The organism is Stenotrophomonas sp. pho, assembly GCF_006228405.1.
In the GTDB taxonomy this organism is placed as follows: Bacteria; Pseudomonadota; Gammaproteobacteria; order Xanthomonadales; family Xanthomonadaceae; genus Stenotrophomonas; species Stenotrophomonas sepilia.
In genome coordinates, this window is the sequence record NZ_CP029759.1 from 2,767,447 (window position 1) to 2,781,502 (window position 14,056).

Annotated in this window: 9 protein-coding genes and 1 pseudogene; 5 read left to right on the forward strand and 5 right to left on the reverse strand. The window is 65.4% G+C overall.

The window, feature by feature from the left end; all coding sequences use genetic code 11:
• Positions 1-287 precede the first annotated feature (287 nt).
• Positions 288-2,150: a hybrid sensor histidine kinase/response regulator gene (locus DL544_RS13075; RefSeq protein ID WP_255312968.1), complete on the forward strand. Its 1,863-nt coding sequence runs from the start codon at positions 288-290 to the stop codon at positions 2,148-2,150.
• Here the strand turns inward: DL544_RS13075 and DL544_RS13080 are convergent.
• A pseudogene (locus DL544_RS13080) lies at positions 2,065-3,521 on the reverse strand (FAD-dependent monooxygenase); the annotation flags it as partial. The gene DL544_RS13075 and the pseudogene DL544_RS13080 overlap by 86 nt on opposite strands.
• A gap of 80 nt (positions 3,522-3,601) precedes the next feature.
• On the opposite strand from DL544_RS13080, the gene DL544_RS13085 reads away from it, so the two are divergent.
• Positions 3,602-4,246, forward strand: a complete 645-nt coding sequence (locus DL544_RS13085) for a TetR/AcrR family transcriptional regulator (RefSeq protein ID WP_065179539.1) — start codon at positions 3,602-3,604, stop codon at positions 4,244-4,246.
• A 71-nt stretch (positions 4,247-4,317) separates the two neighbouring features.
• Complete coding sequence (locus tag DL544_RS13090) at positions 4,318-6,459, forward strand: TonB-dependent siderophore receptor (protein ID WP_139727304.1); 2,142 nt, start codon at positions 4,318-4,320, stop codon at positions 6,457-6,459.
• Positions 6,460-6,508: 49 nt separating this feature from the next.
• Here DL544_RS13090 and DL544_RS13095 read toward each other — a convergent pair whose 3' ends face one another.
• From DL544_RS13095 to DL544_RS13110, 4 genes are all read right to left on the reverse strand, one after another.
• Positions 6,509-7,831: a Smlt3024 family type IV secretion system effector gene (locus DL544_RS13095; RefSeq protein WP_065186161.1), complete on the reverse strand. Its 1,323-nt coding sequence runs from the start codon at positions 7,829-7,831 to the stop codon at positions 6,509-6,511.
• Positions 7,832-7,850: 19 nt separating this feature from the next.
• Complete coding sequence (locus DL544_RS13100; protein WP_065179542.1) at positions 7,851-8,717, reverse strand: Smlt3025 familytype IV secretion system inhibitor; 867 nt, start codon at positions 8,715-8,717, stop codon at positions 7,851-7,853.
• 76 nt (positions 8,718-8,793) lie between these two features.
• Complete coding sequence (locus DL544_RS13105) at positions 8,794-9,201, reverse strand: hypothetical protein (RefSeq protein ID WP_138951860.1); 408 nt, start codon at positions 9,199-9,201, stop codon at positions 8,794-8,796.
• A 487-nt stretch (positions 9,202-9,688) separates the two neighbouring features.
• Complete coding sequence (locus DL544_RS13110) at positions 9,689-10,036, reverse strand: winged helix-turn-helix transcriptional regulator (RefSeq protein ID WP_139727306.1); 348 nt, start codon at positions 10,034-10,036, stop codon at positions 9,689-9,691.
• A 101-nt stretch (positions 10,037-10,137) separates the two neighbouring features.
• Between DL544_RS13110 and acuI the strand changes: the two genes are divergently transcribed.
• Both acuI and DL544_RS13120 read left to right on the forward strand, forming a co-directional pair.
• Positions 10,138-11,127, forward strand: coding sequence for an acrylyl-CoA reductase (NADPH) (gene acuI, locus DL544_RS13115; protein ID WP_139727309.1), 990 nt, complete (start codon positions 10,138-10,140; stop codon positions 11,125-11,127).
• 151 nt (positions 11,128-11,278) lie between these two features.
• On the forward strand, positions 11,279-14,032 hold the full coding sequence (locus DL544_RS13120; protein ID WP_139728126.1) for a UvrD-helicase domain-containing protein: 2,754 nt from the start codon (positions 11,279-11,281) through the stop codon (positions 14,030-14,032).
• Positions 14,033-14,056: the final 24 nt, after the last annotated feature.

Here is a 14,056-nt window from a genome sequence, read left to right on the forward strand (position 1 = left end):
GCGGTGACCGCCGGATGGGCTGTACAGGCAGAGGACGGGGATATCGATCTCACCGAGGCTGGCCGGGATGCGCTCACCGCGCAGGCAGGTCGTGAGGGCTAGACCCGCCGCTCAGGCCAGCTCCGCCTCCCTTCGCGCTGCGCCGCGATAGCGGCAACCTGCGGAACAAGGGGTGCATCGCTGCCACGTCGGCGGCGAAGTGGCGAGGCCTGTCATGTCGGCGGTGTGCAGAGCGTCATGACATGCGCTCGGCTATGCTGCGCCACCTTCCTGCGCCAATGGCGGCCATGCATCCTTTTCCCCTGCCAGTCTCTGCACCTGATCAGCTCGCCTACCGACTGCTGCAGGACAGTGACTGGGCCCGCTCGGCCACTGCCGCAAGCGCACCCGCCGAACTTCGCACGTTGCTGGCGATGATCCTGGATTCGCCAGAACCCCTGTGGCTTGCCTGGGGCAAGGAAGACAAGGCGTTCTTCTTCAATGATGCGTACCTGCCCATGCTGGGGGAAAAGCTGCACGGCGCGATGGGCAATCGCCTGGAGGATGTCTGGGCGGACGTATGGCCGAACGTGGTGCAGGCCGTCAACGATGCCTTCGCCGGCACCAGCCGCAGCTTCAAGAACCTCCCGTTGATGATGGATCGCGACGGCACGCTGCGTGAAACATTCTGGACGTTCTCCTATTCGCCACTGCGCGTCGGCTGCGGCAGCGTGGCCGGCATCCTGTGCGTGGTCAGCGAACAGACCGAACGGGTGATCGAGCGCGACCTGCACAGCCGCCAGGTCGCGGCGATCACCGAGCAGGCGCGGGAGGCCCATCTGGAACTGGTGCGCGCCCGCGAGCAGCTGCGGCAGTCGCAGAAGCTGGAGGCGATCGGCCAGCTCACCGGCGGGGTGGCCCACGACTTCAACAACCTGCTGCAGGTCATCACCGGTTCGGTAGACATGCTCCTGCACACGTGGCCGGCAGACGACACCCGGCGCCGCTACATCCAGGCCATTGCAACAGCGTCGGACCGCGCCACCAAGCTGACCGCGCAACTGCTTGCATTCTCGCGTCGCCAGAGCCTGTCGCCGGAAGTCTTCGACCTCTGCGAAAGCGTGCACGCGCTCTCGGATATCATCACCACGGTACTTGGCGCGCGCATCCAGGTGTCGTTGACATTGCCCGATACACCGATGCCGGTACTGCTGGACCGGACCCAGCTGGACACCGCATTGATCAACATCGCGGTCAATGCCCGCGACGCGATCGAGGGACACGGCCGGGTGACCATCGAAGTGGAACGGGTAACCGCCGTGCCTTCGGTGCGCTTCGCCGCGCCGATGAAGGGCGACTTTGCCGCGATCAGTGTGACCGACACAGGAGCGGGCATCGACCCTGCGGTGGTTGACCGCATTTTCGAGCCCTTCTTCACCACCAAGAGCGTGGGCGCTGGGACCGGGCTCGGTCTCAGCCAGGTATTCGGCTTCGTCAAGCAGTCAGAAGGCGAGGTGGACGTGCAGAGCCAGGCCGGCGCCGGTACCCGCTTTACGCTGTATCTGCCACTGGCGCAGGCAGGAGAAACGGCGGAACGGCCGGCGGCGCAATCGGGGCTGCAGCATGGTCATGGCGTCTGCGTGCTGGTGGTGGAAGACAACGTCGACGTGGCCGAATTTGCGGTGGGCGCCCTGCGCGAACTCGACTACAGCGTGGTCCTTGCACGCAATGCGGACGAGGCCCTGGCCGAGCTGGAACGGGATGCCGCGCGCTTCCATGTGGTCTTCAGCGACGTGGTAATGCCGGGCATGAACGGCCTGGATCTGGCCCGTGCCATCCGCGCCCGCTTCCCGGAGCTTCCGGTGATCCTCACCAGCGGCTACAGCGAATTGCTGGCGCGGGATCCTGGCCATGGCTTCACCCTGCTGCGCAAGCCGTACTCATTGAAGCAGCTGGCCTCGGTGATGACCGAGACCGGGCACCGCGCCCAGGCCATGATGGCATCCCCTAGCGCGCCGTTCACCACGGCAAACCGAACCAGCGTTCCAGCGAAGACTCCAGCCCCGACGTGTCGCCGCCAGCATCGCAGGCCCAGGCCACAATACCGTCAGGGCGGACCAGCACCGCACCCAGTCCCATCGCATCGCGCGCCGTGGATATCACGCAGGTAACCGAGCGTTGCCAGCGCGCAAAGACCGGGCCGAGTGAAACGCCGGTATCGAGCCCCAGCAGCACGCCCTTCCCTGCGCGCAGGAGCTCCCCCATGCGATCGCCATTGGCCAGCTGGACGTCAGGCGCGCTTTGGCCAACCCACGGATGCTCGCCGTTGAACACCGGTGGTTGTGCCACGCCCCACAACCGCTCAGCGAGATAGGTGGCACCGTCGCGGGTCGCGGCCAGGTCGGCGAAGACCGCCGCCAGCGCGCGCTGCCCTGGGCCTGGTCGCATCAACGCCACCTGCGCACGCGACCAGTCGAGCACCCGCGCGCCGATCGGATGGCGCTCCGCCTGATAGCTGTCCAGCAGCGTCTCGGCGGCGTCGCCTCGCGCCACGGCGGCCAGCTTCCACCCCAGGTTCATCGCATCGCCGATGCCGAGATTCAGGCCCTGCCCTCCCAGCGGCGAATGCATGTGCGCCGCATCACCAGCCAACAGCACGCGGCCGCTGCGATAGGCCGTGGCCTGGCGCGCGGCATCGGTCCATGTGGTGGCCAGATGCAACGCGGTGATCGTTGCCTGGCGCCCGGACACCCGCCGCAGCAACGCCTGGGCGGCGTGCAGGTCCAGTGGCCTGCGGTGGCCTGCGCCACCGTCGAAATCGGCCAGCGCCAGCACGCCCGGCGGGTTGAAATTGCACATGCCGTATTTGGTGAACCGACGCCCCGGGGTGAGCACCGACGGATCGGCCAGTTCAACCTGCAGCGTGTACCCGGTGAACTCGGGCGCCGTCCCTGCGAACTCGAAGCCGGAGTGCTTGCGTACCGTGCTGCGGGCGCCATCGCAACCGACCAGCCATCGGCCCCGCATCAGCCGCGACCGGTCTGCACCTGCATCTGTGCGTCGTGTGCCTGCACTGCCTGCACCGAACAGCCACGCTCGATCTGCACACCCAGCGACACTGCGCGCTCGGCCAGCACCGTCTCCAGCGACTGCAGCTCCACCGCCATCTGGGTGGGTACCGGGGTCGGCAGGCGATCACGCCAGCGCCCGCTGTCCACGTCATCCAGCGCGAACGGAATGCCGGCGAAGTGGCCTCCCAGCGGCCGCGGTTGTGCCAACCAATGGGCGGTGCCGGGCGGCGGTGCGCCCTTGTCCGGCTTCAGCACCTGGCGGGCTGCGACCGCGTCCAGCAGGCCGCGCCGATCCAGCGCTTCCAACGTGGGCGCGTTCAAGCCGCGCAGGCCAAAGGGCAGGCGCTTCAGGGCTGAATCGGGCGACTCAGCCTGCTCCAGCAGCAGGACCGAACAGCCGGCCTGGGCCAGCTCGCAGGACGGGAACAGGCCGACCGGGCCGGCCCCGGCAATGACAACGTCGTACAGCATCAGGTTCCCCGCCTGCGCCGGCCCGGCGCTCTGGTGCGCACAATGTTACACTCGGTGTACGTTTACACAAGCCAACCGCCATGACCCCGCCCCAAGGCCGTCGCGAGCAACGCAAGGCACAGACCCGACAGGCAATTTCCGATGTCGCCACCGCGCTGATCATCCGGCGTGGCTTCGAGGCGGTGTCGATGTCCGAGATCGCCAAGGCCGCCGGGGTCTCGCGCAAGACAGTCTTCAACTATTTCGCCAGCAAGGAGGACCTGGTATTCGACCGCGACGAGGAGGCGCGGGCGTTGCTGCGCGAGGGCATGGCGGCGCGCCGCGGCATGACGCCGCTGGCCGCCTTCCAGTCTCTGGTGAGGGAGCTGCTCGACAGCGGCCATCCCCTGTTGCGGATCAACTCCGGTGCAGCGGCCTTCTGGGCCACCGTGGCCGACAGTCCGGTGCTGGTCGCGCACGCGCGACGGCTGCAGGCACTGCTGGCCGACGACCTCACGCTGTTGATGGCAAGCGCGGTCGGGCGGCCAGCGGATGATGCCGAGGCACGCCTGGGTGCGGCGATGCTGCTGGCGTCGATGGTGGCGGCCTATCAGGGAGGCCTGGCCAGCCAGCAGGAGGGTGAGGATCCGCGCCAGGCGGTGCTGCAGCTGATCGTACGCGGCGGCACCGGCGTGCTGGTGGCCCTGGCCGGCACCCCGTATACCGACCCGGGCCCGCGTCCATAGTGCATCCGGGGATAGGTCCCGAAGCACTGCAAATGCTAATCTTTCTCATTTGCAGCCCAGCCTCGTCCCTCATGCCCTTTCCAACCCCGCTCAAGCGCGCCCTCTGCCTGGCGCTGCCCCTTTCCCTGGCTACACCTGCACTGGCTTCCGAGGCCTTCGCTGACACCCCGAAGGACCTGGACAAAGTGGAAGTCCGCGGCCGCGCGCAGACCCTGTATCGCACCAACGATGCGGCCGTCGGCACCCGCACCGATACCCCGCTGGAACTGGTACCGCAGTCGATCCAGGTCGTGCCGCGCGAGCTGATCGACGACCAGGCGGCGCGCCAGGTCACCGATCTGTACCGCAGCATCAGCGGCATCAGCTTCTTCAGCTATGCCGGCGTCACCCTGCGCGGGTTCCGCCAGGAGAACGTGCTCTACGACGGCCTGCGCGGTGATCCCTATGCAGGCTTCTCGGTGCCGCAACTGTTCAATATCGAACGCGTGGAAGTGCTGAAAGGTCCGGCCGGTGCGCTGTACGGCGGTGGTGATGCGGGCGGTGTCATCAACTATGTAACGCGCAAGCCCAAGGCGCGCGCCGAACGCCGCATCGAGCTGCAGGCAGGCGACAGGGACTTCCGCGCCGGATCGATCGAAGGCACCGGCCCCTTGAATGCCAGCGGCAGCATTCGCTATCGCGCCGGCCTGTATGCCGACAGCGAGCAGGGCGTACGCTGGAATGCCGACAGCGAAAGCGTGATCGGCGATGCCTCGCTGGCCTTCGATGTCGGCCAGACCGGCGAACTGGTGCTGCAGTTCACCGACATCACCCAGAACCTGGGCGGCAACCGCCTGCGCGGCGTGCCGGTGAACGATGCCGGCAGCTTCCTGACCGACCGGCGATGGAACCACAACGAGGCCAGTGACTTCCTCGACATGCGCGCCAAGGTCGCACTGGCGCAGTATCGTTTCGCACCGCGCGACAACCTGGACGTGGACATTGCCGCGCGCTGGTTCAGCAACAACGAGCACCAGATGTACCACGAGCCGATGGGGCTGATTGATCGTGATCGCGACGGCGTGGCCGAGTGGATGACGCGCCAGCTGCGCAACCAGATCCGCGACAACGAGGCCTTCACCGCCAGCGGCAATGCCGTCTGGCGGATCAACACCGGCCGTATCGAACACAAGGTGCTGTTCGGTGCCGACGTGTATCAGCTCGACGCCGACTTCACCGCGCAGACCGCCAACAGCGCCGACCTGGCACGCGGCGCCGGCCCTGTGCGCGGCATCGACCTGTTCAACCCGGTCTATGGCGCGAGCACCTGGCACGACTACAACCTGGCCGCACTACCCTGGCGCAGCACCGCCACCCGCAGCAAACGCTACGGCGGCTATCTGCAGGATGAGCTGGCACTGGGCACGCGCTGGCATGTGCTGGCCGGACTGCGCTGGGATGGCCTCAAGGATGAGGACCGCATGGGTCGCAGCAGCGTCGATGGCAATGCGCTCAGCTGGCGTCTGGGCAGCACCTTTGCCGCCCGGGACGGCGTGAACCTGTACGCCAACGTCGCCAGTGGCTTCGTGCCGCAGAGTGCCGCCAACCAGAATCCGTCGGCCGGTGGGCCCTTCGACGCGGAGCGCAGCAGGCAATGGGAAATCGGCCTGAAATCCCTGCTGGCCGACCGTGTGACCCTGAACATGGCGGCCTACCGCATCGACCGCAGCAACATCGTGCAGGCCACCGGCGAGGTGATCGGCGGGGTAAACCAACTCGCTGCACTGGGCCTGGTACGCAGCACGGGCATGGAACTGGACCTGCTGGCCGACGTGACCGAGCGCTGGGTGGTGAACCTGACCTACGCCTACAACGACGCACGGGTGAAGGATGCCGGACCGAACGGCATCACCAATGCCTCCGGCGACCGCTTCGCCAATGCGCCACGCAACAAGCTCGGCGTGTGGACGCGCTACGACCTGCCGTCAATCAACTCGGCCATCGGCTTCGGCGCCGACCATGTGGGCGAGCGTGTCAGCCTGGATGGGCAGGCGGTCAAGGCATACACGGTATTCGACATGAGCTGGAAGACCACGTGGAAGCAGTGGCAGTTCCAGGCCAACGTCAAGAACCTGTTCGACAAGGTGTACGCGGCCAGCGGCTTCATCGAGCGCAACGGGCATTTCCCGGGCGAGCCGCGGCGGGTGTATGTGCAGGCGGCTTACAGCTTCTGAGAAGGCCTTCCAGCAGAGCCGGGCGCCCGCTCGGCTCTGCTGCGTAACCTCAGCCCATCCGCATCGCAGGGTTGTCACGCGCGTGGACGTCGTTGTCCTGCTGGCGCTGCATGGCCGCCTGCTGTCGTTCCAGGCTGGCGGCCTCGATCTGCCGCAGCGAGTGTTCGACCGGCGTCTGCACTGCCGTGTCCGTAGGCATGACCGCTCGCAGATGCGCGGGATCGCTCATCTCGCCCTGCACCACGAACACGTTGCGGCCGGCCGGATGCTCGGCGGTCTGCGCGCTCAGCAGCACATGGTCGGCCCGTTCAAGCTGGTTGCGACGGGCCAATGCCATCACGCTCGCTACGAGGCGCTCGCTGTTCTCGTCGTGGGTACGCCCGGCGCCGGCATCGATCGCGGCCACGCCTTCGCGCACCTGTTGCATCAGTGCGTAGTCGCGGTGGCCCGGACCAATGTCGGCCAGGCGGGTCGGTGCCTGCGAGAAATCCGGCACGTCGTCCACAGCTGCGGTCAGCGGGCTGCGGGTGATGGTCCGGTACGGGTCGTCCGGGTGGAACTGGGTGCGTTTTTCCTGGCGCTCCAGACGAACCTCGCGCGCGTCGTTGAGCTCGGCGATGCGTGCGGGGTCTGTGATCTCCCGCATCGACATGTGGCCGCCGCCCGCGCTGACACTGGCCCACTTCCTGTCCGCTGCGAAATACATTGCGTAGTAGCTGTTGCCACCGATGACGTTCGGATCGACCGCCGAGCGCCCTTCCAATGCCTGAGTGGCTTCCAGCACGCTCAACCGGGTGAGGTACTGGCCGCCCTTCGCCCATCCCATCTGGCTGATGGCATCAACACTGGTATTGCCTACGCGCGGGCCGCCGGCATAGTCGTTGTTGAGCATGTTGGTCCAGATCTGCTCCAGCTTCTCGGGGCCGCTCTTCTGTTCAGCCGCCTGCAGCAACACGCGCGGCGTCCAGCAGTTGGGATCGAGTTCATGCCGTTCAAATGCGCGGTCGTGAGCCAGCATCACGTCTTTGCCGGGAAGATTCAGTGCCAGGTCGGATCGCCCCTGCTCCATCCAAAACAGGCGTCGCTCCAGGTCCTGGCGCAGAAGCGTCTGCCCAAACATCTCCCATTGGCGCTCGCTCAGCTGCGCGTCGGGAAAGCCGGAGCCCTTGCCTTCCTGATGCCGGGCATACTCCTGTGCATAGCTGTTTGCAACGCGGCCAGGCAAGCTGTCGTTGCGAACCACGCCCAGCGCAAGCGTCCCATAGCCATCCGCGTCCGGCAGCTGCGACAGATAGTTCCAGTACAACTCGCGGTTTCCAGCCTTGGCATAGCTGGCCAGAATCTTGAGATTTTCTTGCGTCAATCCGCCCATCGCCTGCTCCTGAATGCACTCACTTCCGGACCCGGGAGCGCGCGAGAACATCCCGCACCGCATCTTCCATCCGCTTCCAGTCCGCCAGGAAGGCCCGCTTGTAGTTCAGCGAGATGGAAAGCTTGTTCTCCACATCCGAGAAATAGTGGAAGCACCCCGCGGCGGCTTGTCCCTGCTCACTGATGACCTGATCGCCCTGCAGTCGAACGCCGTCCCCCCGGAACGCCGTGTTTTCGCACTTGATGAATGTGGTCAGGTTGCCGTTGGGAGCGCGCGCGATGTACCAGTCATCTTCATAGGCAGGATTGCGGGTGGGCGGTTGTCCATAGCGTGCTTCGTACTCCTTCGAGAAAACCGCCATCCTCGTTTCATCGATGGCGTAAGGCGTCAGGCCCATGACATCGGGCTGCGCAATCCGCAGATCGAGCCGATCCCGAGGATCCTTTCGCTCCACCGACCCCTCCTCGGTGGATGCCTGGTTGGAGGACAATCGCTCCAATGATGTTTCGATTGGCGCACGATCGATGTAGTCGATCGCCACAGCAATCTCCTTCCGGAAATCATTCGTACGCGGATTGGCCCGGGCGCCCGGCGCCGTCGGCTTCATGTCCGGCCACTCGATGACCAGCGTCACGCCCTCGCCTGGCCACGGTGCGATCTGGCTGTCCAGGTAGTTGGCTGGAATGCGGAAGGTATTCGGCCCGAGCTTCACGTCCACGGGCGCATCGGTATAGGTGTGGCCGTTGATCGTGCGGCCGGTCTGCGTTGCGCCGGACATGGCGGGATTCCTTTCGTGTTCGGTGGACGGTGACCGTGCACATGCGCTGGCGCTCACCGCGACGGCAAGTGCAAGCGTCAGGCAACGGCTCGGGGACATCACGTGCATGGGCATTCCATTGCAGGGTTCCAGCGCCACTATAAGGAGCCGGGCGTCAACGGAACAGGAACCGCATCGCAGCCCTTCATGGAACCAGGCAGCGCTCTACCTGCAGTGACAGCACTTGGCAGGCGTTGAACAGGCCCTCGACCACGGCGGCGGAGGGACAGCAGGCGGGATCGTCGCTCTCCCGCGCCACATGCGCAGCGTGCAGCACCGCAGTCAACGCCGTGATGCCCGAAATGCTTCGGGTCGCCAGGGCCATGTCGAAGGCGCGGCCGGGGCTCAGGCACATTTCACTCCAGGCCTCGCCATCGGCACGCAGGTTCCTGCCGTGGCCTTTCAGGTGTGCGAAGAAAGCCGATGGGGTGACGAACTCGGCGGATTCGCGGAGCGCGTCCTCCAGCGTTTCCGCCAACGCAGCGGGAAGATCGCGCACGGCGGCGCCCAGCAGCGCATGCAGGCGGGGATGGTCGGGAAGACGTTCGGGCATGACGGCAACCTCACGATGTGGCCACCTGCAGATGCAAGGTGGCGGACGGTGCGGGTTGGCGTGCCGGATACGTAGTACGAAAGCCGACGGGCCCTAAGACCCCCACGCACCATCCGCCATGAACTGACAGAAGGTGCATTGTCGTGATCGCAACATACGTTGCAACTACGACGCCTTGTACTACGTAAGTTCGGGACGCCAATCCCGGCCACGGCGAATGCCTTGGCGCGGACATGGTTACCGCCCTGAACCGGCGGTGGAAAGCAGGGAAATCCTGATCGATCAAGTCGCTACGTTGGTTGCGTCAGTGGATGTCGAGTTGTCCATTGACTGGCGTTCTTCGCCAGCAGGCGACTACCATCGACGCGTACTTTCCGGACGCCCTATCCAGCCGTATACGACATGCGCGCTCGCGGTGCCAAAGACCCGCCGACGGCTGTAGGCATTCGCGAAACCCACATGCGGCAAGCGCAACGCCGCGCAGCCTTCAGCTATCGCCTTGGGTGCTCTGATAGCCGCGGTAGGTCTCGCCCCACTCGCGCATCGCCAGCAGCACCGGCGCCAGCGTGCGGCCGAACTCGGACAGCTCGTATTCCACTTTCGGCGGCACTTCCGGATACACGTGGCGGATCACCACGCCATCGGCTTCCAGTTCACGCAACTGGCTGGTGAGCATGGACTGGGTGGCATTAGGCACCCGCCGGGTCAGTTCCATGAAACGTCGCTTGCCGGTCATCAGGTGAAACAGAATGATCGGCTTCCACACGCCACCGATCACGGACAGCGTGACTTCCACCGCACACCCGCTCTTGCCATCCCAACGCCTGCTACGCATGCATACTCCGGAAAACCATAGTACCTACGGAAAATCATCGTTCTTGTTGCAATAGTGGCACGAGCCTAGCATGGCCCCATTCCATGAATGTGAGGCCATCCATGACGTTCAAAGCCCTGCTGACCGGCAAGACGAACAACCAGCTTTCGACCGAGCTGGTCGATTTCGACGAGGCGGACCTGATGGACGGCGATGTCCTGGTGCAGGTCGAGTACTCCACGCTCAACTACAAGGATGCGCTTGCGCTCACCGGCAAGAGTCCGATCATCCGGAGATTCCCGCTCATTCCCGGCATCGATCTGGCAGGCGTGGTACTGGAATCCAGCAGGGCCGACTTCAAGCCAGGCGACCGCGTCGTGCTCAATGGCTGGGACCTGAGCATGGGCCACCACGGCGGCCTGGCACAGCGCGCCCGCGTACGCGGCGAATGGCTCAACCGGATTCCTGGCAACCTGAGCACCCGTGACGCCATGGCCATCGGTACCGCTGGCTATACCGCGATGCTGTGCGTGCTGGCCCTGGAACATGCCGGGGTGACGCCCGAGAAGGGCGATGTGCTGGTGACTGGCGCCAACGGTGGCGTCGGCTCGATTGCGGTGGCGATCCTGTCGAAGCTGGGCTATCGCGTGGTAGCCGCCACCGGACGCCCGGAGCATGCTGAGTATCTGCACAACCTGGGTGCGGCCGAGATCATCGATCGTGCGCAGCTTTCGGAGCCGCGCGAGCGGCCGGTGAGTGCCGAACGCTGGGCCGGCGTGGTGGATGTGGCCGGCGGCCCTACCCTGGTCAACGCCATCGCCGAGACGAAGTATCGCGGTGCCGTGGCCGCGTGCGGCCTGGCGCAGAGCGACGCTCTGCACGGCTCGGTATTGCCCTTCATCCTGCGCAACGTGACCCTGGCCGGCGTGGATTCGGTGAATGCCCCACAAGAGGTTCGCCCGCGCGCCTGGGATCGGCTTGCGACCGACCTGGACCCGCAAAAGCTGGAAAGCACCGTGCAGCAGATCGGCCTCGCCGAGGTGCTGGATGTCTATGAGCAGATCATCCCCGGCAAGGTGCGCGGCCGCATCGTCGTGGATGTGAACGCCTGACGCCTGTCGCGCTGGCGAGGGTGCAATGCCATCGCTGGCTCACGCGCGCGACTGACCGGAAAACGCAGCGTGCCACGCCAAGCCGCCTTATCATGGGGCGGCAAGGGCGCTTTACGCCCGGTGACGTACGCAAGGCAGTATCTGGATGTCTATGGAATGGCGCCCCTCGGTCTGGGGCCAGCGTGTGACCCGCTCGCCGGACTGGCAGTTGCGGCTGGATGGCGAACAGCTCGCGCTTTTGATCGACGGCAGGCAATACCACCAGCATGTGGCGAACGAACACAGCGTGCGGGTCGTTCGCGGCGTGCTCTGGTCCCGGGTCGAACTGACGACCGAGCACGGTGAAGCACTGTCCGTGGATGGGCTGCCCAACAGCCAGGGCTCCGGGCTTGCCGCTGCCGTTCAGCACGTGCTTTTCGCGCGCTCCAGACGAGGGCGCAAGGCACTGTTTGAGCACGTTCTGGCGCAGATCCAGGCGTGGCTGGCCGAGGCAGATGCGCTTACCGACCGAGGCACCACCGGCCGCCGCTGGATCACGTACGAACAGCAGCAGGCGTTGCTGGCCGAACGCCCGTCCCTGCCCCTCACGTCAGCCGAGCTGGAGCAGCTGTTCCTCGACGAGGAGGTGCATGACGACCTGCACTCGGACCGCCACCGCATGGCACTGGATGCACTGCACGACTGGCAGCTGGATTGGCCCGCCATGTGGGCGGACGCCAATGAGGCAATGGCGACCCGTGAACTGGGTCTGGCCAAGCCCTTCCTGGACCGGGTCGAGAGCAGGCCGCTGACCGAGGAGCAGGCCCGCGCTGTCATCTGCTTCGACAACCGGGTGCAGGTCGTGGCCGCGGCCGGCTCTGGCAAGACCTCCACGATGGTTGCCAAGGCCGCTTATGCCATCGATCGCGGCTTTTTCCAGCCCGAACGGATTGTGATGCTCGCCTTCAACAAGGACGCCGCTCAGGAGCTGGAAGAGCGCGCGCAGCGATGCTTCGACCGGCTCGGCATGGGCGACACCATGGTGGAAGCCTGGACCTTCCACGCCCTGGGCCTGTCCCTCATCGCCAAGGCCACAGGGCGCAAGCCCGATATCCCGGAATGGGCGGTCGACGCAACGCTGGGCTTCAACAAGCTGGCCGAACTGGTGGACGACCTGAAGGACCGTTCGACCCACTTCCGCACCCAGTGGGACATGTTCCGCCTGGTGTTCGGACGCGATCTGCCGCCGTTGGGTGCCGACATGATGGCCGATGGTTACGACCGCGATGGCACGCCCTACATGCGTACCCTGCAGGGTGAGCGAGTGAAGAGCCTGGAAGAGTGCGTCATCGCCGACTGGCTGTTCTACAACGGCGTGGCGTACGACTACGAGCGGCGCTACGAGTTCGATACCGCGACGGATACCCACCGCCAGTATCGTCCTGACTTCTACTATCCGGACGCCCAGCTGTATCACGAGCACTTTGCGCTGGATGCCGATGGCCAGCCGCCGAAGCACTTTGCCAACTACAGCGAAGGGATGCGCTGGAAGCGGCAGCAGCATGCGGCACGCGGCACCGCACTGGTCGAAACGACGTCGTTCGGCCTGCGCAGTGGACAGGCCCTGCAGCATCTTGCCGAGCGGCTGGGTGCGTCTGGTGTCGAACTCGACCCGCACCCGGACCGCGAGCTGCCTGACCAGGGCGCCAAGCCGATGCCGGATGCAGACCTGATTGGCCTGATGCGCACCTTCATTGCGCATGCCAAGAGCAACTGCCTGACGCTGGATGACATGGCCGCACGCCTGCGGCAGATGCCTGAGGATCAGTTCAAGGAACGCTACCGGCGCTTCCTGGAGATCGCCGGGCCGGTTTTCCAGGCCTGGGACGATGCACTGGCTGACGAGCGCAGCATCGATTTCGAGGACATGCTCAACATGGCCGCCGGGCTGCTGGAACAGGGCCACTATGAATCACCCTACGATCTGGTGATGGCCGACGAATTCCAGGATGCCTCGCGCGCCCGTGCGCGCCTCTGCCGTGCGCTGGTCAGCCAACCGGGCCGCTATCTGTTTGCGGTGGGCGATGACTGGCAGTCGATCAATCGCTTCGCTGGCGCCGACGTTTCGGTGATGACCGGATTCCGTGAATGGATGGGGCATGGCCAGGTGCTGAAACTGGAGCAGACATTCCGATGCCCGCAGGCACTGTGTGATGTTTCCAGCCGCTTCATCAGCCGCAACCCCGCGCAGATCGCCAAGAAGGTCCGCTCTGCTGCGCCGGCAGTCGGCCCGGTGCTGCAGGCGTTCCAGATGAACCGGCGTGAGGAGGTGCAGGATGGCGTTCGCCAGTACCTTTCGAAGCTGCACCAGCAACTGTTGTCAGGCGCGGTGGCGCAGGGCCGCAATGGACGCGTGACGGTCTTTGTTCTGGGGCGCTACCGCGCGGACCGCGGCGCGGTGCCTTCGGATTGGAAGACGGCCTTTGGCAGCACGATGGACGTCGAGTTCCTGACCGCACATCGATCGAAGGGGCGCGAGGCGGACTACGTGATCCTGCCGGGCATGATCAACCGCAGCTTCCCGAACCTGCGCGCGGATGACCCGGTGCTTTCGCTGGCGATGCCGGACGGCGATACCTATCCGCTGAGCGAAGAACGGCGCCTGTTCTATGTCGCGCTGACGCGTGCGCGACGGTCGGTTGCGATCTTCACCGTGCAGGGCAGGCACTCGCCGTTCCTGGATGAGCTGGTGGAGGACGGGGCAGTGGAAGTGACCGCGATTTCAGGCGCGGCCATCCACGAAGAGCGCTGCCCGGTGTGCAAGGTGGGCGTGTTCGTGGACCGCAATGGGCCGCACGGGGCGTTCCGGTCGTGCTCGAGTTACCCGTTGTGCCATAACAAGCCGAAGGGTGAGCGTCGTGGGTGAGCGTATTCTCTGCGCTTTCCTGGC

Coding starts and splice junctions, on each gene's coding strand:
- DL544_RS13075 (WP_255312968.1), top strand. CDS start 288: ATGCATCCTTTTCCCCTGCCAGTCTCTGCACCTGATCAGCTCGCCTAC.
- DL544_RS13085 (WP_065179539.1), top strand. CDS start 3,602: ATGACCCCGCCCCAAGGCCGTCGCGAGCAACGCAAGGCACAGACCCGA.
- DL544_RS13090 (WP_139727304.1), top strand. CDS start 4,318: ATGCCCTTTCCAACCCCGCTCAAGCGCGCCCTCTGCCTGGCGCTGCCC.
- DL544_RS13095 (WP_065186161.1), bottom strand. CDS start 7,831: ATGGGCGGATTGACGCAAGAAAATCTCAAGATTCTGGCCAGCTATGCC.
- DL544_RS13100 (WP_065179542.1), bottom strand. CDS start 8,717: ATGCACGTGATGTCCCCGAGCCGTTGCCTGACGCTTGCACTTGCCGTC.
- DL544_RS13105 (WP_138951860.1), bottom strand. CDS start 9,201: ATGCCCGAACGTCTTCCCGACCATCCCCGCCTGCATGCGCTGCTGGGC.
- DL544_RS13110 (WP_139727306.1), bottom strand. CDS start 10,036: ATGCGTAGCAGGCGTTGGGATGGCAAGAGCGGGTGTGCGGTGGAAGTC.
- acuI (WP_139727309.1), top strand. CDS start 10,138: ATGACGTTCAAAGCCCTGCTGACCGGCAAGACGAACAACCAGCTTTCG.
- DL544_RS13120 (WP_139728126.1), top strand. CDS start 11,279: ATGGAATGGCGCCCCTCGGTCTGGGGCCAGCGTGTGACCCGCTCGCCG.